The sequence below is a fragment of the Amycolatopsis sp. cmx-11-32 genome (assembly GCF_047608695.1).
Lineage (GTDB): Bacteria > Actinomycetota > Actinomycetes > Mycobacteriales > Pseudonocardiaceae > Amycolatopsis.
Map to the genome: position 1 here is coordinate 208286 of NZ_JADNQN010000003.1, position 19978 is coordinate 228263.

Sequence of the window (19978 nt, forward strand, 5' to 3'; positions counted from 1 at the left end):
TCATGAGCAACCACCTCGCTGTTTGGGAAGGCCCGATGCCTGCCGACGACGAGACAGCAAGCGCGACGTTCGTATCCCTCCACGCCGAACCTATGGGGGGCCGGAACATCCCGCCGACCACTTCGTTCGGGAACTACGTCGGTGAACTGGTCGGGCGCTGGCCTGACCTCGACGCCGACGCCGACGCCGACACCATTCCGTGGACTGACGGACCGTTGATCCACATGGCAACGAGACCGCTTCGCCACCCGACGTCGTGCCGACCTTGCGCACTCGAAATCTGCCGCTCACCGGCCTGGGATGCGGCCTGCGGACGACGCCTACGGGTCCGGACCAAGGTCCTCAGTCACCACCCATCGCCGGACACGCACTCATGAACGGCAGACGGCGTCGTGAGTATCAGGATCGCGGTCCGTGAAGGACTCCTTGAGGGACCCAGAGTCCCTCAAGGAGTCCTTCACGGACTCGGAACACTCGGCCGGTCGCCCCAGTGGGCTTTCCTGTACTGGGGGTGGGCGACCGCGCGACAGGGACCGACGGTTTCAGCCGTCTTTCACACTCACGAGCCTCACCCTGGCGCCATCACCACGCCGCGTTCACTCCATTCCGAATCGGCCGTCACTGTTTCGGCCCCGTCCACTGGAGCTTGCTCTGCGGGTTACCCGGGTCGACCATCATGACCGTTCTCCCACTGATGACCGCGTCCTTGACCGCGGCGGCGACCTCCGTGTCGCTGGGTTCGCGGCCGAGTTTGTCGGCGAGCTCGCTGTAGACGTCCCGGCCGACGCGGTTGTTGTACAGGTCCATCAACTCGGCTGGGCGGTTCGTGTTCTCCGATGTCGCCTCGTGAGCGTCGGTGAGCTCCTTCGCCCTGTCCCTGCCGAAGTATTTCGTCAGCAAAGCGTTCCACAACGCGTGTTGGTGCGCGTTGCCGATATCCCCGTCCCGCGTCGCGTCCTCGCCGTTACCCTGGGCACCGCCGAAGTGCCCGGCCGCATTGGCCTTCGCGTCTTCGGCGAGGTTGTTCATCAAGTTCAGGTCGAGGAGACTCGTTCGATCGAAGATGGCTTTTTCCTCGGGGGTGACCATCTTTTCTTGGCCGAGTTTCGAGAACAGAACCTTCGCGCCCGCGCCCGTTGTCCTCGTTTTGTACTGGACCTCCATTTCCGCCATGGTCCGGTCGTCGACCACCGGGAACTTCCCCGTGGGGTCGGTGAGTTTGACGGGATTGTTGTGGACGTAGGTGTAGGCGGCGAGGTTGCGGGGTTCGCCGATGCCACCCGCGACGCCGGAATCCAGATAGTCGGGCAAGGCGGGGTCCGCGCTCGCCCACAGCTGGGTTCTGGGGTTGTAGTAGCGGGCGCCGTGGTAGTAGAGCCCGGTTTCGGCGTCGAGTTCCTTGCCCGTGAACTTGTATGGCGTGCCGCTTTGGCCTGCCTTCTCTTCGACCCAGGTCTCCCCGAACGGCAGGTACTCGAGATGCTCGGTGACCTTGCCCTGGTTGTCGGTCACGTAGCCGGAAGAACCGAGATGGTCGGCGTGGAAGAAGGACTGGTCGTTCTCATCGCCGTCGGCCGCGACCGTTTTGGTGGTGAGGCGGCTGTCGCCGACGAAGACGTGCTTGTAGCCGGTGCCGTCACGTTCACTGTAGGCGCGGTTGGGGTAGAGGGATCTGCCGTCGCCGTTCTTGATCACACGTTCACCGGCCGCGTCGTAGGTGAAGCTGACGGTGGCGCCCTGGCAACCCGCCGGGGATTGCGAAACCGTCGCGGCAGCGGTGTCCTGGGTGCACACGAGCCGGTTTTCCTCGTCCCACACGTACTGACGCCGTTTTCCGTCGTCCGCGGTGGTGTTCACCGTGTCGGTGAGATTCCCGTTCGCGTCGTAGGCCTGGGTGATCGGCCCGACCTTGCTCGGCGCGTGCGGTTTACCGCCGCCGTACTCGTATCGATAGTCGTAGCTGGTCTTGTCCTGGATGCCGGGCGGGTTGGCCGGATCCTCGACCGGTTCGATCGGCCCGGACCACAACGGTCCGGACGACGCCGCGCCCGCCCCGCCGCCTCGGTTCAGTGACGCCGTGTCCGCTTCGTCCTGAGCAGGCGGGGTCGTGCCCTCGGTGATCTCGTGGTGCTGGGTCTTGGTAGTGGTGTTGTGGATGGAGTCGTAGCTCAGGGCCACGGTGTATTTGTTCTCCTGGTTGGTTTCGGTGGTGTACCGGCCGCTGGCCGAGGTGAGCCGGTAGAGGTCGTCGTAGCCGTAGGTCTGGCTGCTCGGACCGCCGATCGCCGAGTTCTGCTGCGGGTCGTTGGTCAGCTTCGTCACGTTGCCGACCTTGTCGTAGCTGTAGCCGAGATTCTGGAACTCGGCGTCCCCCGGCGTCTTCGACTTGAGAGTGGCGAGCCTGCGGTCGGCCTCGTCGTAGGTGTAGGTGGTACGTACCCCGTTCCCGGCCTCCTGCAGGACTTTCTGGCCGAACTTGTCGTAGTCCAGCCGGTTGAGATAGGTGTAGTCGGTGTCGTTCTTTGTTCCGGTGGCGCGAACGACCTGCCCACCGCTGTCGTAGGTGTAGGTGAGGACTTCACTGTCCGGATAGGTCAGTTGCAGAACTCGGTTGAACGCGTCGAAGCGCCACTTGGTGGTGTACGCGCGATCCGCCTGCCCGGTGGTTTTGACGGTGCGGGTTTCGCGGGTGGTTTCCCCGAGCGGACCGTAGCCGCGGGTCACGGTGCCCGCCGCGTCGCGGACCTCGGTGATCCGGCCGGCCGCGTTGTCGGGTGCACCGGGTGTGCCGTAGGTGTAGGTGACGTCGTGCGCCGGGAAGATCGGATAACGGACCGCTTTGAGGCGGTTCTGGTCGTAGTCGTACTCGATCGCCTTGTCGCCCTGCCGCAGATTCGCGGTGATCTTCGCCGTCGGGTTCCCCGCCAGGTCGTAGCGGGTCTCGGTGCGGCCGGCGTCCGGGCTGTCCAGGACGGTGCGGCGGCCGAGGGCGTCGTACTCGGATCGAGTGACGTTGTCCTTGTCGTCCGTCACGGCGATGATCCGCCCGAACGGGTCGTGGTCGTATCCGGTCCAGATGACCGGTTGCCCGCCGGCCGGGTTGAATTCCTTGACCGCGGTGGTCAGCTCGCGGACATCCTGGTAGGCACGCTTCTGCTTGCCGTTCCCGTCCGTGACGATCCTTTCGAACCTGGTCACCCCGGCCCGGTCCGGCCCGAATCCATAGGCGACGGTGCCGGTGACCTCATCCGGCGAGACCGTCTTCACCAGCCGATCCCGCGCGTCGAACGACATCCGCGTCGGTCTCACCGTGTCGAAGGCGGTGTTGAACGTGGCGTTGTCGCCGGACTTGGGTTCGGTGACCGGGTGATACAGCTCCACCACCCGGCCGAGGAAGTCGAACTTCGTGCGGCCGGACACGGTCATGACCGGAGCAGGGGTGTCCCCTGCCCGATCGGCGACCGTCGCGTCCTTTTTGGTCTGCAGGACGCGTTTGAGCCCGTCGGTGAAGGTGACGGTGTCGATGGTGTCCTCGCGCACGCCGGCGGCGTTGCGATCGAGGTGCCGGGTGGTGGCATACGGGACGACGGCTTCGGGGTGATAGTCGAAATCGATCGTGGCCTTGCCGGACCCGATCTCATAGGGTCCGGTCACCGTGTCCAAGCGTCCGACACTGTCGTAGCCGTGCAGGACCTGTTGACCGTTCTGGTCCGTGGTACTGGCCACCTGCCCGTAGTTGAGGTCATGCGTCGCGCTGGACCGCAATCCGAAGCTGTCCACTATGGACTCGATGTGCACGCCGACGACGGTGTCGTAGCCGTACTCCAGCCGGTACCGCTGACCGGTCCGGTTGGCCGGTTTGGTGACCGACTTGAGGTTCCCGTCCGGGAAGTACTCCAGGTCGATGTCCGCCGAGACGGTGTCGGTGAGGTACTGGCGGACTTGCCGGACCGTTCCGGTCTTGCAGTCCACTGTGGATTCGCTATGCCGCGAGACGGCGCTGCCGCGCTGTTTGACCAGGTTGGCGGTGCCGACGATGTTGCGGTCCCGGCAGGCCTGGTCGGACGCGCTGTAGCCGTAGCTGGTTTCCACGTCGTCGGCGGCGCCGTCGTCGGCCGCGTCGAACGACCGGATCAGGTTCCCGTACGCGTCGTAGGACATCTCGACCCGGGTGGACTTTCCCGGTGTGGCAGTGCCTTCGAAGAAGTGCTTGTCCACCTTGGTCAGCTGCGGGGACACACTGGCCGGCTTCCCCGTGCCGCCGCCGTCGGCGGTGTCACGGAGCTGGTAGGTGTTGACGGTTTCGGTGAGCGGCCGTCCCGCGTTGTCGGTGGCCAGAGTGCGGGTGAGCAAGCCACGCGTGTACGGGCTGTCGGTGCGGTATTCGTCAGTGGTCGAGCGATAGAGCGCGTCGGCCGCGCCGGGGTCGCGCTGTTCGGTGACGACCTTGCCGAAGCCCTGGAATTCACGTTCGAGCCGGTCGTACTTGCCGTGCTCGTAGCGGTAGGTGGTGAGCTGGGTATCGGCGCCGTCGCCGGGTCGGCCGTCGGACAACCCGGTTCGGGACAGGACCCACCGGGATTCGGGCATGGCCTGGGTGTTGCCGGTGCGGGTGTAGTCGAGGTCGATCCGCCCGCCCATCGGCCGCGTCACGCCGCGGAGCAGGTTGGTGCGGCCGGTCTGGTTGGCCGAGACAAGCAATTCGTTGTCGCGGGTGGACTTGACGTGGTCTGCGAGCCCGTCACCGTTGACGTCACGCAGGCCGATCTCGCTGCGGCCGATGCCGGTGGAGGCGTCGGCACCCGGGTTGAACACCAGAAAGCCGCCGAAGGGCATGGGGAAGCCGAAGGTGAAGTAGGCACCGCCGGCGAGGGTGGCGTTCTTGTCGACCGCGACCTCACTGAACCCGCCGCGGAACGGCACGGGCGGCGCGAGTCCGCTCCCGGTGTTGATCGCCACGGAGATCGGCTGCCCGGCGTCGCCGGTGAACACGCGGTCGGCGAGGCCGTCCCCGTTGACGTCGGTCAGGCCCGCCTTGGTCGTCGACGTGCCCAGAGTCGCCGAAACCCCGCCGGCGAAGCCGTAGTTGTCGAGGTTGAATCCCAGATTGACGCCGACGTTGGCGGTTTGCCCGGTGTTGACCGGACCGGTGGGCCAGGCTTCACGTTCGGCGAAGGAGTAGCCGAGGTTGAGCGCGACATCGCCGTCGGCGTAGACCTTGTCGGGCAGACCATCGCCGTTGACGTCGAGCAGTTCCAGTCTGGCCGCCGACTCGCCGCCGCCGATACTGCCGCCCAGTCCGAGTGCGGGCATCTCGAGTCCGGCTCTGGCGGTGGCGGCGCCGATTTCGGCGGTCGGGGCGTCGGTGCCCCGTGCGGTGCCCTTGGTGTGCGCGGGGCTGCCCGCGCTCGCCGCCACGGACACCGCGATCGAGTTCGAGTCACGCACCGGCCCGTCGAGTTCACCCCTGGTCCCGCCGAGGCCGCCCGCCATGTCGGAGTACTGGATCCCATCGGATCCGACGACGTCGGGGAACCGGTCGCCGTTGAGGTCCAGGAAGTCGACACCACCGGCGGTGATACCACCGGCGAGGCTGCCGGAGACCGGCCCGACGCCGAGCGTGGTGGAGACCTGGACGCTCATCCCCCGCCGTGGCACGCCCTTCGCCCCCGCCACGTCGGAATCGGCGAGTACGTCGATGGTGTCACTGCCGTAGCGGGAACTGGCCGCGGCGTCCGCGCCGACGAAGGTGCCCTCGTCGGCACCCGCCCATCTCCCCTGCGCGGGCAGCGGCGCGAACACCGCGATACGCGGCGTGTCCACCTTCGGGTTCGCCTTGAAGCCCGGTACGTCTTCTTCCTTGGGTGCTTTGGGAAGGGAGTTCTTGAAACTCTCGTCGAGCACCAGATCGGTTTCGACGATGGGTTTGGTCGCCCGGTCCCCTTGCCCCTGGTAGCCGATGACGCCCCAGCCGCGATGGGGCTGGGCGAACGCGCCCTGCGGCGCGGTCGCGTGCCACGCCGTCGGCACCGGGGTGAACAGCCACCCGTTGTCGCTGACCGTCGCCGACACCGTCAACTTCTCCGTCGGCGCGATCGGATACAGCGTGGCGAAATCGAAGAACAGCTCATCGCCCGCGGTGACCGGCACGGTGAACCTCGGCGGCAGCGTCGGCAGGAAGATCGAGCCGTCGACCTCGATCACCGTCTTGCCCACCAGTTGACCGCCACGTTTCTTGACCGTGACCGCGACCTTGTGTTTGTCCTTGTTGGTCAGGGCGGCTTCGATCTTCGGCGCCACCGTCAGCTGACCGGTCTTCGTCGCCTTCCACGACTGCTGGGGCTTGGTCCCGTCCGACACCGGATACAGGTCCAGTTCGAACGGCGGGTGGATCACGATCGTCGGTTTCCCGGCGTGGTCCACCACCGACTCCACGCCCTCGGCCTGCGTGTAATGCGCCTGAGGAACCCACTTCACCACGGTCGGGTCGATCGAGGAATCCACCCGCAACCGCCACGACAGACTGTCCCCCTTGGTCACCGGCACGGACAGATCGATCGGCGTGGTCCCGGTGGAAGCGGCGGGCAGCTTCTGGGACACGACGTCCTTGCCCTTGTGGCTGATCACCACGGTGACCTCGTCCGAGGTCGCCTTGTCCTTGACCACGTCGCCGGTCAGCCGCAGGGTCCCGGTCAGCGGCGCGGTCACGTTGGACTGCCGCCCGGCCATGGTGAAGTCTTTCGACGCCTGGAAAACCGTGTTACTCAACCCGTTGACGTCGACCCCGGCGTTCCCTTCGTAGGTGATCGTCGGGTCCCACGCCACCGTGTCGTACTTACCGTCCAAAATGGACTGGGTGCGGAAGTAGATCGCGTCACCCTTGCGCACCTGGACGGCGTCGACGCCGGTGGGCGCGAACTCCATGTGGTCGGCCGGGCCGATCCGCTGCGCCCACAGTTCGGTGTCCTTGTGCTGGATCGTGACCCGCACGCCGTCGGCCTTGTCATAGGCGGCCCGTTCCGGGCTGGTGTCGGGCACCAGCCGCACCCGCCCGTCCACCCGGACCTTCCCGTCGAACGGCGCGACCCATCGGCGCACGCTGTCCAGCAGCGGCGAGGTGTCCACCGCGCGGTCGAACGCCGCCCGCTGATCACCGACGAACTTCCCCGACGCCACTCCGCCGCCCACCGGGACCGGCGTCCGCTTGCTGTCCTCGCTGTAGGCGGGCTGCCCGTTCGCGTCCAGATATCCGAAGAGTACACCGCCGTTGTTGACCAGGTCGGTGATCCCGTCGCCGTTGACGTCGGAGAAGTAGCGGTCCGACGTGGTGATCGTGGACACCAGATCCAGCTGGGCCGCGACCCCCGCGTAGGCCTCCACCCCGATCGTGCCCGACAGCGTCGACTCCGAGGAGATGGCGGGCAGCCCCGTCAGCTTGATCGGGGTGTCACCGAACTTCGGCTGACCGCCCGGTGCGGCCAGGTTCGGCCGGTACCAGACCTCGCCGTCCTTGCGGAACACCTTGTCCGGCAGGTTGTCGCCGTTGACATCGGCCAGCGCCAGCAGCCCGTCCGACACACCGGCGTTGGCACCGATCTTCACCCCGGCCGAACCCGACTTGATCGGCAAGGCCGGGTTGTAACCCGTGTACAGGTGCCCGCCCGCCCCCACCGACGTGGACGCCGACAACGCCGACGCCTCACCTTCGCGCACGTTCACCCCGAGATCGTCATCGGCGACCGTCCACTTCGCGGCCCCGGCGAACCCGTCGTAGTTGCCGTCCTTGTCACGGACATCGTCGAAGTAGTCCATGGAGTGCGTGGTGAACAGGCGGTTGTCCGCACCGAACTGCGAGACCGACGCGAGCAGCGTCTTGGCGAACGCACCGGTCCGATAGTCGAGTTCATAGGCCCGGATCAGCCGGTCTTCCAGTTTGACCTCGACCCGCCGCAGCAGGTCCGCGGTCACCTTCTTGAACCCGCCTCTGGCGTCGATCTGCACGTCCGCGCGACGCGGCTCACCCCGGTCCCGGTCGCGCAGGAACGTCACCGAGTACTTGCCCTCGGCGTCGCCGCGGCCGGTGTAGGTGATCCCCCGCGGATACAGGTTGCTACCCGGAACGGTCGACTTCTCGGTCCCGCCATCGTCCACCCTGGCATAGCGGTAGCGCATGACATTGTCGTTGGTGTCACGGACTTCACGCACCGCCCAGGTGGCGACGCGGCCCGCCTTGTCGGTCAACATCGTGTCGGCCGCCCCGCCGAACAGCGTGCGGGTACCCGCCTTGTCCGTGACCTCCCACCAGTAACCGGCCGGGTTGTCCCCGTGTCGCACGATCCGGTCGAACCGGCTTTCCACCCGGGCGTGGAACACCATCTCCGCCGTCCGCTTCGGCAATTCGCCCCGGTGGGCGATTGGTGTGAGCTGCTCACCGTTCAGAAGGTAGGTCTCGGTCTCCAGTCCCTGGTCGTATCGCGGGACTCCCCAGCGGGTGTCCACCGTGATGGACGGCAAGGACACGTCCCAGCCCATCCCCAGCCAGCCGTTCGCACCCGAGGAGTTGTAGGCCACCGCCAGTTTCGGCTCCAGGCCCGCCCGTCCCTTCGGCACTTCCAGCGGGTACGACAACCGGGCGTCACCCAGGTTGTTCGCCGACGGCGGCCCGATCAGGTTCACCCCGGCTCCCGGATCGGCCGCCTTGATGTCCTTGATCCGATTCGGGTCGAATGACGTCCCCTCGGGATGTTCCGGAGCCGCCACCGCTCCGTCCGCGCCCGAGGCCTGCCCCGCCCCGCGTACCGACGGCGGCGGTGCCGCCCCAGGGACCGCCATCGCCACCAACGTCAAGATCAACGCCACCACCACGGCCTTCTGGCGATGACGAACCGGACGACGAGCCCACGCGAAGGCAGACATGCCCCCGACCCCCTCTGGATCGATGAATTCAGCTGCAGGCGGTCCCGTCGAAGAGCGACAATCGTTGTCACACAAGGGATAGAGTGGCGACGCGGACGAGAACCGAGATCTCGGCGACGGTATCGACCGTCGATGAAATTCCGATGAAACGCCGGCCTGGAGAACCACCTCGACTTTCGGCGCGACGGCGAGTCAGTCAGCGGCATCCGCCACCCGGCCGAATAGAGTGGTCCGATCCGCTTATTCGATCGGGCACCGAACGGATGGTCGTGGTGACAGGTTCAGGACGGCCGGTTTCGCCCCGGCTGACGGTCGTCGGCTCCGGCGGCACTTCCGGCGGCTCCACCGGACGGTGGACAGCCGTCACCGACGGCACGGCGCAACTCACCGTTGGCGGGATGGCGGCGGGCGGCTTCGGGGTCGAGGCCGCGAAATCGTTCCTGGCAGGCGAGCCCGCCGGGCGCTGGTGGTTCGTCCTGGCGTTCGCCGCCGGGCTCGCCATGGTCGCCTTGGGCCTCTGGTCGAGGAACCGGGCCCGTCGCCGAGTGCGGGTCGGCATCGTGGTCACCGCGTCGGACGGACGGCGTGGGCAGGCACGAGCCCGGCAACTGGGGCAACAGGCGGAGAAGTTCAGTCAGAGCACGTGCACGATCACGCTGAAGGTCGGCCTCGAGCTGGCCGGTGACGGCGCCTGGGACCGCGAACTGGTCGACGCCCTCGCCGACGAGACGTTGTCCGCCACCACGATGGCCGAACGCCTGACTCCCGACGCCGTCCGGCTCAACCTGATCCCGACCATGCCGCTGCACGTCGCGTTCTGGTTCGGCTCCCGGCTGGGCCACACCCACACCCGCGAGGTGCTGGTGCACGCCATCCGGCAGGCCGACGGCGAGCCTGCGTACTTCCCCGCGACATCCTTGCGCGCGATCGAGTCACGCGTCGAACCGCTGGACGTCGACAGGCTGGAAGCCCTCGATGGCGGCGACCCGGACAAGGTAGCCCTCGCGATGGACCTGCAGGGCCGCGGCGACCAATTCTTCGACCAGGTGATGGTGTCCTGCCGCCGCCACGGCTTCGGCTACCTCCTGCGGCTCCGGACTTCGTCGTCACGGTTGACCGAGGACACCGCGACCTTCACCGGCGCGGTGGAGCAGACCTGCCGCGCCTGGCGGGAGGCGCCGCTGCCGTCCGGCGCTCGCACCGGCGGGCACGCGATCTTCCTCAGCGGGCCGGTCGCGATCGCGGTCGCACTTGGTGCCCGGCTGGCGTCGCCGGAGCACGGCCGGTGGACGGCGTTCACCTTCGACGCGACGAGCAACTCTTACGAACCGTTTCCCTTCCCGGCCTCGTTCTGACGCGAGCTTGATCGTCAGGCCCACATCTTCTCGTTCGAGAGCAGCATCCTGAATCCTCCGTGCATGAACTCGATCCAGTGCGAATAGGTCGTGTCGTTGACGAGATCCCAGGGCACGAAGGACTCACGCGAGCGTTCGGTCTCGGCGACACCGCGAAGATGGGCTCTCACCTTTTTCCGTGTCGCGTTCAGGCTCCGGGAAGAGTAAAGGTCGTTAGGAACTCCGTACGCCAGCATTTCCAGCGTCGCCGAGGAAACTCCCAGCGATGAGTCCATGGGAACGTTCTGCCCCGGAATGGACGAACGCCCGCCTCCGCCGCCATGATGCTTGAGACCGACGTGGTTCGCTTTCAAGTGCCGGACGAGTTGCGTGAACATGCCGTCGGTGCGCATGTCCTTTTCCTTGACTTTCGCGATGTACTTCCTCGGATGACTCACTTGCAGTTCACCGTATCCGTCCCAGAAAATGACTCCCTGATCGGCGGTGTTCAGGGACACGGGCGGCGTCTCCAGGAACCGCTGGCAGACCAGCAGATCGGCGTTGACGTGGCCGGGGAAGACCGGCGCCACCTTGAGCACCCGCTGAACCTTGCCCCAGGCGACCATCGCGCCGAGGCCCGGCGACATCATCTCGAAGTCGTAGCTCAGCGCTTGCGCGATGGTTTCCTTGAACCACAGGAACTCCGGAGTGGGCGTTCGGCCTTTCACCCGTTTGCCGAACCGTGTACCGGGGGCCGGCTCGAAGCCGCCCCGCCATTCGGGCACGACCGGGTGACAAAGTTCGACCACCACGTCGACGTCGCCGTACGGATCGATTTGAGTACCCTTCATGAAGGACCCATGCGGGTAGACGTCGAAGCCGCAGCCAGTGGACGCCAGCAGTCCGTGGATTCGATCCCTCAGGAAGACAAAAGTGGCCATTCTGGCATCCCTGACCGTCATGTCGACGATGCTGACACATCACCGCCCCCTCGGCAATGTCGTCCGAACTCTTCAGAACACCGCCGGAGCGCATGTTTCTTTGGACTTTCCGGGATAAGCCTGGCCTTACTGTCCAAAAAGGACCGTTCCGGGCTGTGACGGTGGTACCCGCGAACGCGACTCCGTGCCGGCGGTCATCCGGTGCCGCTCGAGCTGGAGCGGTGCGAACCCGTGACGATGTAGGCGAAATACCTGTCCGCTCGAACGCGACTCATCACTCATGACCCAGCCGCCCGACTGGCCGTTGACCTCAGGTCTAAGGTCCCCGCTGTGACGGACGAGAAACCGCTCCGAGCCGATGCCCGCCGTAACCGGACACGGGTGCTGGAGGCCGCGGAGCGCGTCTTCACGGCCAAGGGCACCAGTGCGCCGACCGAGGAAGTCGCCCGCGAAGCAGGTGTCGGAGTCGGCACGGTGTTCCGGCACTTCCCGACGAAAGAAGCCCTGCTGGAGGCGGTTCTCTACGCGCGTCTGCACCGCTTCGCCGACGAAGCGGAAGCAACCGTCGCCGCCGAATCGCCGGATCCGGGCGCGGCGTTCTTCGGGTTTCTGACCGGCTGGATCAAGATGGCAGACGCCAAGAACGCCTACTTCGAAGCTCTGTCAGCGGCCGGAGTCAGCGTGCCGTCGGCAGGATCGGTTATTGGCGTCCGCCTGAAGGACGCGCTGGGCATACTCCTCAGCCGCGCGCAGGACACCGGCGACGTCCGCAAGGACCTCGGCGTCGATGCACTGATCCCGGTGATCATCGGGACGGCGAAGGCGGCTGAGCACGCCGGGCCCGAGTTACGGACCCGGACGATCTGCATCCTCTTCGACGGGCTCCGGCCGCGTCAGGCGTAGGGGTCCATCGTCGGTCGCTTCGGCGCGAGCGCGTCGCCCGAGGACTCACCGCGTAGCCGGCGCTTGATCCATGGCACGGCGTGTTCCTTGCCCCACTGAAGGTTCTCGGTGCGCCGCGCCTGCGGGCTGAGCGGCAACCGCGACCCCAGCTCGGCGGATGTCAGCTTGTGTGGTTCGCCGAGCGCGTCGAGGACGGCGATGGCGATTTTGTTGTGCCCCGACGAGTTCAGGTGCAGGCGGTCGGGAGCCCAGAGACGCCGGTCCCGGAGTTGTCGCATCGCCCACATGTCCACGAGCAGCGCCCCGTGCCGTGCGGCGATGCCCCGGACATGCTCGTTGTAGATCGCGACGCGGCCCCGGATCCTGCGGAACAGCGCGTCTTCGACCCCGTCGACACCGGTGAAGAGGACGACGCGCGCTCCGGTGGCGACGATCGTGCCGACCGCGGCGTCATAGTCGTCGAGGAGAGCGTCGATGTCGACCTTGGGTCGCATCAGGTCGTTGCCGCCGGCGTACAGCGTCACGAGGTCCGGGCTCAGCGCGAGCGCGGGAGAGAGCTGCTCCGTGAGGACCTGCCCGAGGAGCTTGCCGCGGATCGCGAGGTTGGCGTAGCGGAAGTCCCGGTAGTTGCCCGCGAGCTGGCCCGCGACACGGTCGGCCCAGCCGCGGACGCCGTTGGGGAACGACGGATCGTCGTCGCCGACCCCTTCGGTGAAGGAATCGCCAAGACAAACTAAGCGGTAGCTAGTAGCACGGAGCACGAGATCGGTCCCCTAAACGGTGATGACATACCCGGATGCTACCCAGATGGAAGCGCTTGGCCTGGTCGGCCCCCTTGCCCAGGGCGTTGGCTGCTCGCCGTGTGGACGTGGGCGTCGGCCAGCACGCGTTCCCTCGTCTCATCTCGTCAGCGCCCTCAGCCCGCCGAGCGGCACCCGTACACCGGGCTCGTCGCCTCACCTGAATGCCCGATCGGCGTCGCTTCGAACTAACTCGAACTCGCTCTGCGTCGGCGGGCGAGGTCCTGTAACGCCCACCGCGAAGACGGGACAGTGCGTGTGTGGGACCTTTCTGCTTCTCAACAGACCACGGTCCTCCAATACGCCGACGCATTCGGAGCGGTGTGCGTCGGACCGGTAGGCGAGATCGTCATCGGCATCGGTCGGGACTTGGTCGTGACCGAACGACAGCCACCGGACTTACCGTGATTTGCCATGGCCAGCGACCACAACGGACTTGTCGCGCGTCCTCGGACCGTCACCCCGGCCGCACCCATCGGAAGGCGGACCAGGGGACGCGTGAGTGTGTCGCCGAGCAGGCAAGAAGCTGTCGGTTCACTCAGCTGATGCCGAGCAGCCGTTCCGGCTCGACGGCCAGCACTTCGCAAGCGATCGGGCCGCCCGCGAAACCCGCGGCGGACACCGGATCCGCGAGCAGTGCGAACCGGTGGCCCACCACCGGTTCGATGTCGTTCGGCATCCGCAGCCGGCGTTCGAGCAGGTCCGGTTCGGGCAGGTCACGCAGGTTGCCCCGGTTTGCCGCGCCAGTACCGCTCATACGGCGAAAGCCAGTCGGAAACCTCTTGCAGCGGCGCGGCTTCCAGGGAGTAGACGCGATTGCGGCCCTGCCTCTCTTCTCGGACGAGGCCTGCCTCCCGCAACACCCGAAGGTGTTCCGACAGACTCGGGCGCCGCATGTCGAAGCGTTCGGCGATCTCCCCCGCCGCCCGAGGGCCTTCGAGGAGGATGCCCAGCACCTCGCGCCGGGCCGGATGGGCGAGTGCGGCGAAGACGTCGTCGTTGACCGGCATCAGCGCGGCCGGTTCCTGTAGCTCGAAGCTTCGAGCAGCCCGATCCCGTTGCCGTCCGGATCCTTCGGGGACGTCACACGCCCCCAAGGAATCTCCTCGACATCGACGTCGGTGGTGGTCGGTTGGAGATGCACGCACGCGTCGTGGTCGAGATCGCCCACGGGCCGGTCGGCCAGGACGAACGGCCCGCTGACCTCGATGAGCAGATCAAAACCGAGCTTGCCGACGTAGAAGTCCCGCGCCTTGGCTTGATCGGAAACGGGCACGGTGAGGAACTGGATCCGGTCGATGTTCATACCCGGCACAGTACGTAGGCATTTCCCTACATGTCAACCCTTACAACTTCGACCTTTGTAGAGGTCCAGGAATCGTGACCAGGGCCGCAACGGCTTGAGCTCGCCTATGGACGAGCTTTTAGCGTCATCGACATGAGCACAGAAACCACCGCACAGTCCCCACTTCGCCTCGCCGTGATCATCGGCAGCGTCCGGCACGAGCGGTTCGCCGACGCCATCACGGGCTGGCTACTGACCGAACTCGCCGCGATCGACAACCTGGAGGTCGACCCGATCGATCTCGCCGACGTCGATCTCCCGCTGCGGGGAACGCGGCCCGGCGGCACCGAGACGGCGATCAGCGGCAGGCTGCACGCCGCGGACGCCTACCTGGTCGTCACCCCGGAGTACAACCACAGCTTCCCGGCCGCGCTGAAGAACGCGATCGACTGGCACTTCGAGGAATGGGCGTACAAACCCGTCGCGTTCGTCGGCTACGGCGCCGGCTCGGGCGGCATCCGCGCGATCGAGCAGCTGCGGCTGATCTTCCCCGAGCTGAGGGCCACCACCACCCGCGACGCGGTGCTGTTGAACGCCCCGTGGACCCGTCTCGGTCCGAACGGGTACGAAGCCACCGAAGGCGAGCGCGGCGCGCTGACCGCGACGATGACCGAGCTGGACTGGTGGGCCCGCACCCTGCGCGCCGGCCGCGTCGCGGAACAGGCGAGTGCGGCATGAACCGGCTGACCGGACAGGAACTGCGCATCGCGGCGGTGATCGCGCTCGGCGGATTGATGGCCGTTCTCGACACCACGATCGTCGCCGTCGCGGTGCCGCAGTTCATGACGACCTTCTCCGCGTCGCTCACGACGATCCAGTGGATCGTGACCGCCTACGCGCTCGGCATGGTCGCGGCGATGCCACTCGCCGCGACCTTCGCGCAACGCTGGGGAGCGCGCCGGGTGTACCTGATCGCGCTGCTGGTGTTCGCGGCGGCGTCCGCGGCCGCTGGAGCCGCCGGTGATCTCGGGTGGCTGATCGCCGCGCGGGCGGTCCAGGGCCTCGCCGGCGGTCTGATCAATCCGCTGGGGATGACCATCGGTTTCGGCGCGGTGGCCCCGGAACGCCGGGGCCGGATGACCACGATCACCGGGCTGCCCTTGCTGATCGGGCCGATCCTCGGCCCGTTGCTCGGCGGCGTCCTGCTGGAAAGCCTGTCGTGGCGGGCACTGTTCTTCATCACCGTTCCGCCCGCCCTGCTCGCCGTCGTGGGCGTGCTGCGCTGGGTGCCCGCCGGGACGCCGTCGGCCGAACGGACCCCGATGGACTTCGTGGGCGGCCTGCTGCTCGTCCCCGGTGTCGTCGCGGTGACCTACGGCCTCAGCGAAGAGACGACCGGCGTAGTGGCCCGGGTGGCGATCGTCGCCGCCGGACTGGCGCTCATGACGGTGTTCGCGCGCCGGTCGTGGCACCATCGCGCGCCACTGCTGAACATCCGTCTGCTGCGTGACCGGACCTTCGGGCGCAACACCGTCGTCCTCGTCCTGTACGCCGCGCCGTACTTCGGCTCGATGCTGCTGATGCCCGCCTACATCCAGCTCATGCGTGGCGACTCGACCCTGGTCAGCGCGCTGATGATGGTGCCGGCCACGATCGGGATGGGCCTCAGCATCCAGTTCGCCGCCCGTGTCCTGGAACGGTTCGGCCCGCGGATCATCGTCGGGACCGGGCTGAGCCTGGCGATCGCCGCGACCGGACTGACCATGCTCGTCCTCACGCCGGAAACGCCGTACACGGTGCTGGCGATCTTGGGAGTGTTCCAAGGAGCGGGCACCGGGGCGATCATGATGCCCACCATCGTCAGCGCCGGCCGGAACCTGCACGGTCCGGATCTCGCGTCCGGCTCCGCGATCCTCCCCCTGGCCAGCACCATCGCGACCGCGGTCGGCACCGCGGCGGTGAGCGCGGTGTTCACCGGGCTGACCGCGGCGGCCACCGGAGGGCGAGGTCTCGCGGCGCTGAGCGACCCGGGGGCGGGCACGACACTCATCGCGGAGGTCGTCTCCGGGTACCGTGTGACCCTCGCCGGAGTCCTCGCGGTCATGGTGATCGCCCTGGTGGTCAGGCTGAGGACCCGGCCCGCCCCGGCCGTCCCGATGACGGAACCCACCACGGTACGGAGTGCGGTATGACAACGCGGATCGACGCCACGCTGACCATCGGCGAGGTCGCGAGCAAGGCGGGGGTCTCGGCCAACGCCGTCCGGTACTACGAGCGCTACCGCGTCATCACCGCCGAGCGCACTGCGGGCAACGCGCGCCGGTTCACGGTCGACGCCATCTGCCGGATTCGGCTCGCGGTCGCCGCCCGGCGGGTCGGGCTCAGTCTCGCCGAAAGCGCGGAGATCCTGGCCGAGATCCCGCCGATGTCCCCCGACCTCGAACGGTGGACGGCCGCCGGGCAACGGCTCATCGAGGCCGGGCAGGCCCGTATCGCCGAACTCGCCGCGGTGGTCGACGAGTACCGGACGCTCGAATTCCTCAGGAGTCGAAGGGAGCCTTGACTTCCGGGGTGACCCTGGGTTCATCGGCGGCGGGAGCGGGCTGCCGGTATCGACGGGCGAGCACCACGCAGGCGCAGCTGAGTACCGCGAGCGCGGTGATCCAATAGCTGGGCGCGAGCGTGGACCCGGTGGCCGAGATCAGCAGGGTGATGGCCACCGGGGTGAGTCCGCCGAAGAGGATGACGCCGAGGTTGTAGCTGATCGACAGCCCGGTGCCCCGGGTGCCGACCGGGAACATTTCGGCCATCGACGCGGGCAGGGGTCCCGCGTACCAGGCTTTGACCAGACCCATCAGCGCCAAGGCCGATACCAGGACGACCAAAGACGGTACGGCACGGATGAGCAGGAACAACGGAATGCTGATGAGCGCGATGACGACGGCGGCCGCGGTGAGCATCCGGGTTCTCCCCACGGTGTCGGAGAGATGTCCGGCGACGGGGGTGAGCACGGTGAGGACGACACCGGTCACGAACGTCGCGGTGAAACTCGTCGACGGTGACATGCCGAGCTGCCGGATGGCGAACGTCGGCATGTAGGTGATCAGGTAGGAGAATCCCGTCGAGATCGCGATCATGCCCATGACCAGCAGAACCCGCGCCTTGTCGTTCCGCAGGAGGTCGGCAAGTGGGCGCGGTGGTCCGGACGCGGGCGCGGCGCGCGCGGTGGTGAACTCGGGCGAGTCTCGAAGCCGGGTGCGGATGTAGTAGCCGGCCGGGCCGAGGAGCAGGGCGACCACGAACGGTATCCGCCAGCCCCACGCGTCGAACTGCGCCGGGCTCAGGGCACTGCTCGTGGTCGCGAGCAGTCCGGTCGCGAGCAGGACCGCGAACGCCTGGCTGGCGGTTTGCCAGCTGCCCATGAAGCCACGCCGCCCGGCGTGACTTTCGACGAGCAGTGCGGTGGCGGAGCCGAACTCACCGCCCGCGGAGAATCCTTGGATCACCAGCGCGAGGAGCATCCCGATCGGCGCGAACACGCCGATCTCCTGGTAGCCGGGCAGGACCACGATCAGGAACGAACCGAGGGTCATCAGCCGGATGGCCATGGTCAGGGCAGCCAGCCGTCCGGCCCGGTCGGCGTAGACACCGAGCACCACCGCGCCGAGCGGCCGGACCAGGTAGGCGGCCACGGCCGTACCCAGCGCCAACATCAACGAGGTCATCGGGTCGGCCGAGGGGAAGTACTGCCGCGCGATGAGGTCGGCGACCAGTGCGTAGGCGGTGAAGCTCAGCCATTCCAGCATGTTCCCGGTCGAGGCGGCCGCGACGAGCCGTACTGTCGCGTTCATCGGCGGCCGATGCTGGACAGGACACTGGCCGCGGTCGCGATGCCCTGGTGGAACCGATGGAGTTCGAAGTTCTCGTTCGGCGCGTGGTTGCGCTCGTCGACGTTCGCCAGCGCGATGCCGTAGCAGGGCAGGGCCAGACCGTCGGTGAGGGCCGCGATCGGCAGGCTGCCGCCCAGCGCCGGGACGGCCAGAGCCGGCTTCCCGTGTGCCTCGGTCACTCCACGCAGCACGAGATCGGCATACGGCGCGTCCGGCAGGGTGCGGGACGCCTCCATGGCCGCCCCGAACCGCAGCTCGGCGTGCGGTAGATGCTTGCGGACGTGTGCGCCGACCGCGTCGATGACCGTCTCGGCCCGCTGCCCGCAGGCGAGCCGCATGTCGCACCGGGCCACCGCGACCGACGGGATGACCGTCCGATGCTCGTTGTTGTCCATGCAGGTCAACGAGTTGATGGTGAACGTCGGCATCGCGAGACGTTCGTTGACGTCGTGTCCGTTGCCGACGTCCATCCGGTCCAGTCCCGCTCCCGCCAGCATCGCGGCGGTGTCGATCGGCAGTGCTCGGACCGCATCGATTTCGGCGTCGGTCAAGGGCGTCGCGCCCGCGTCGTAGCCGTCGATGGTGACCTGGCCGTCGGGTGCGCGCATGGTGGACAGCAACCAGGTCAGCTCCCAGGCCGGGTTCGGCGCGACGTTGCCCCAGTTTCCGGAATGCAGCGCGCTGTCCGCGCCGCGCACGGTGATCTCGAAGGCCACCACCCCGCGCACTCCGAGCATGACCGTCGGCTCGTAACTGTCATGCACCGGCCCGTCGCTCCACAGCGCTAGATCGGCGCCCAGCTCCTCCCGCATCGCCGCGAGTGTGCCGGTCAGATGAGGGCTGCCGATCTCCTCTTCGCCGTCGAGCACGACGGTCACCGAGCACGGCAGTCCCCCGTGAATCTCGCGCAGTGCGCGGAGAGCGAGGAGCTGGGCGAGGTGCTGCCCCTTGTTGTCGGCGGTGCCACGCCCGTACATCCGGCCGTCGCGGACGCTCGCCTCGAACGGCGGACTGTGCCACTCGTCCAACGGCCCCGCCGGCTGAACGTCGTAGTGCCCGTAAATCACCACATGCGGGCTGCCCGCCGGACCCGCCGCGTGCCCGACGACCATCGGCCAGCCTCCGGTGTCCACGACCCGCGCGCTCAGCCCGCTGCGTTCCAGCAACTCCCGCGCGTACGGCGTAGCACGTTCCATGCCCTCTCCTGTGGCGCTCACACTGGGTACCGCGACCCAGTCGGTGAGCTCCCGCTCATGCCGCAACCGGTGCCGATGCACGTATTCCTTGACCGAGTCCACGCCGACTCCCATCGATTTCACTGCATGAAATTGATTTTGAGTATGCGAATCGATTACACTCCTGTCAATGGCCGGACAGCCCGAGCAACCAGCCGCGACGCCTGAAGAGTTGCGCGCGCTCTCCCACCCGTTGAGCTGGCGCATCCTGCGGTTGTGTGTCGACACTGCCTGGACCAACCAGCAACTCGCCGAACGCCTCGACGTCGCACCGGCCACGCTGCTGCGCAGGCTGCGAGCACTGACCTCGACGGGATTTCTCGTGGCCGAGACCCCACGGCGCGGAGACAAAGGAGCCTGGGAACATCCCTACCGGGCGACCAAGAAGACCTGGCGGCTCAACCTCGAGCCGCCGAACGATCGTCACCTCACGGCCCAAGTCGACCTCGCCATCCTCGACGCACACCGCGCGGAGATCAGCGAAAACGACCCCTCGGTCCCCCAGCACACCCGGCGGGCCGTTCTGCGGCTGGATCCCGGCGACCAGGCCGAGCTGAACAGGAGGATCGACGCGCTCATCGACGAGTTCGCCGGACGCGAGAAGCCCGGCCAGGCACCCATCGCCATCCTGTGGAACGCCGCCGAACGCCACGAATCTCCCGAATAGCCTCGCG

General features: G+C 67.3%; 12 protein-coding genes and 1 pseudogene. 6 read left to right on the top strand and 7 right to left on the bottom strand.

What is annotated here, in order from left to right:
• Positions 1 to 618: 618 nt before the first annotated feature.
• The gene (locus ACM6LR_RS09795) at positions 619 to 8916 is read right to left on the bottom strand and encodes a SpvB/TcaC N-terminal domain-containing protein (RefSeq protein WP_414943614.1); all 8298 of its coding nucleotides are present in this window, start codon (positions 8914 to 8916) and stop codon (positions 619 to 621) included.
• A gap of 272 nt (positions 8917 to 9188) precedes the next feature.
• Between ACM6LR_RS09795 and ACM6LR_RS09800 the strand changes: the two genes are divergently transcribed.
• On the top strand, positions 9189 to 10271 hold the full coding sequence (locus tag ACM6LR_RS09800) for an SAVED domain-containing protein (RefSeq protein ID WP_414943615.1): 1083 nt from the start codon (positions 9189 to 9191) through the stop codon (positions 10269 to 10271).
• A gap of 14 nt (positions 10272 to 10285) precedes the next feature.
• Here ACM6LR_RS09800 and ACM6LR_RS09805 read toward each other — a convergent pair whose 3' ends face one another.
• Positions 10286 to 11212, bottom strand: coding sequence for a hypothetical protein (locus ACM6LR_RS09805; RefSeq protein WP_414939009.1), 927 nt, complete (start codon positions 11210 to 11212; stop codon positions 10286 to 10288).
• 309 nt (positions 11213 to 11521) lie between these two features.
• On the opposite strand from ACM6LR_RS09805, the gene ACM6LR_RS09810 reads away from it, so the two are divergent.
• Positions 11522 to 12094: a TetR/AcrR family transcriptional regulator gene (locus tag ACM6LR_RS09810; protein WP_414939008.1), complete on the top strand. Its 573-nt coding sequence runs from the start codon at positions 11522 to 11524 to the stop codon at positions 12092 to 12094.
• On the opposite strand, the gene ACM6LR_RS09815 is transcribed toward ACM6LR_RS09810, so the two are convergent.
• From ACM6LR_RS09815 to ACM6LR_RS09825, 3 genes and pseudogenes are all read right to left on the bottom strand, one after another.
• Positions 12085 to 12855: an SGNH/GDSL hydrolase family protein gene (locus ACM6LR_RS09815; RefSeq protein WP_414943616.1), complete on the bottom strand. Its 771-nt coding sequence runs from the start codon at positions 12853 to 12855 to the stop codon at positions 12085 to 12087. The two genes, ACM6LR_RS09810 and ACM6LR_RS09815, sit on opposite strands and share 10 nt — an antisense overlap.
• Before the next feature lie 751 nt (positions 12856 to 13606).
• Positions 13607 to 13904: pseudogene (locus ACM6LR_RS09820) on the bottom strand (metalloregulator ArsR/SmtB family transcription factor); the annotation flags it as partial.
• Positions 13904 to 14200, bottom strand: a complete 297-nt coding sequence (locus tag ACM6LR_RS09825) for a VOC family protein (RefSeq protein ID WP_414939006.1) — start codon at positions 14198 to 14200, stop codon at positions 13904 to 13906. The gene ACM6LR_RS09825 and the pseudogene ACM6LR_RS09820, both read right to left, overlap by 1 nt.
• 132 nt (positions 14201 to 14332) lie before the next feature.
• Here ACM6LR_RS09825 and ACM6LR_RS09830 point away from each other — a divergent pair, with 132 nt between their 5' ends.
• The 3 genes from ACM6LR_RS09830 to ACM6LR_RS09840 are packed head-to-tail and all read left to right on the top strand — an operon-like array spanning position 14333 to position 16742.
• Complete coding sequence (locus ACM6LR_RS09830; RefSeq protein ID WP_414943617.1) at positions 14333 to 14917, top strand: NADPH-dependent FMN reductase; 585 nt, start codon at positions 14333 to 14335, stop codon at positions 14915 to 14917.
• Positions 14914 to 16371: a DHA2 family efflux MFS transporter permease subunit gene (locus tag ACM6LR_RS09835; protein ID WP_414939004.1), complete on the top strand. Its 1458-nt coding sequence runs from the start codon at positions 14914 to 14916 to the stop codon at positions 16369 to 16371. Before ACM6LR_RS09830 ends, ACM6LR_RS09835 begins: the two co-directional genes overlap by 4 nt.
• Positions 16368 to 16742 carry a MerR family transcriptional regulator gene (locus ACM6LR_RS09840; RefSeq protein ID WP_414939003.1) on the top strand — a complete coding sequence of 125 codons (375 nt, stop codon included), beginning with the start codon at positions 16368 to 16370 and terminating at the stop codon, positions 16740 to 16742. Before ACM6LR_RS09835 ends, ACM6LR_RS09840 begins: the two co-directional genes overlap by 4 nt.
• Here ACM6LR_RS09840 and ACM6LR_RS09845 read toward each other — a convergent pair.
• Positions 16720 to 18030: an MFS transporter gene (locus tag ACM6LR_RS09845; protein WP_414943618.1), complete on the bottom strand. Its 1311-nt coding sequence runs from the start codon at positions 18028 to 18030 to the stop codon at positions 16720 to 16722. The genes ACM6LR_RS09840 and ACM6LR_RS09845 overlap by 23 nt on opposite strands.
• Positions 18027 to 19367 (bottom strand): M20/M25/M40 family metallo-hydrolase, encoded by a 1341-nt coding sequence (locus ACM6LR_RS09850; protein WP_414943619.1) that lies wholly within the window; start codon positions 19365 to 19367, stop codon positions 18027 to 18029. The genes ACM6LR_RS09845 and ACM6LR_RS09850 overlap by 4 nt, the downstream gene beginning before the upstream one ends.
• Before the next feature lie 67 nt (positions 19368 to 19434).
• Between ACM6LR_RS09850 and ACM6LR_RS09855 the strand changes: the two genes are divergently transcribed.
• Positions 19435 to 19971, top strand: coding sequence for a helix-turn-helix domain-containing protein (locus tag ACM6LR_RS09855; RefSeq protein ID WP_414939000.1), 537 nt, complete (start codon positions 19435 to 19437; stop codon positions 19969 to 19971).
• Positions 19972 to 19978 lie beyond the last annotated feature (7 nt).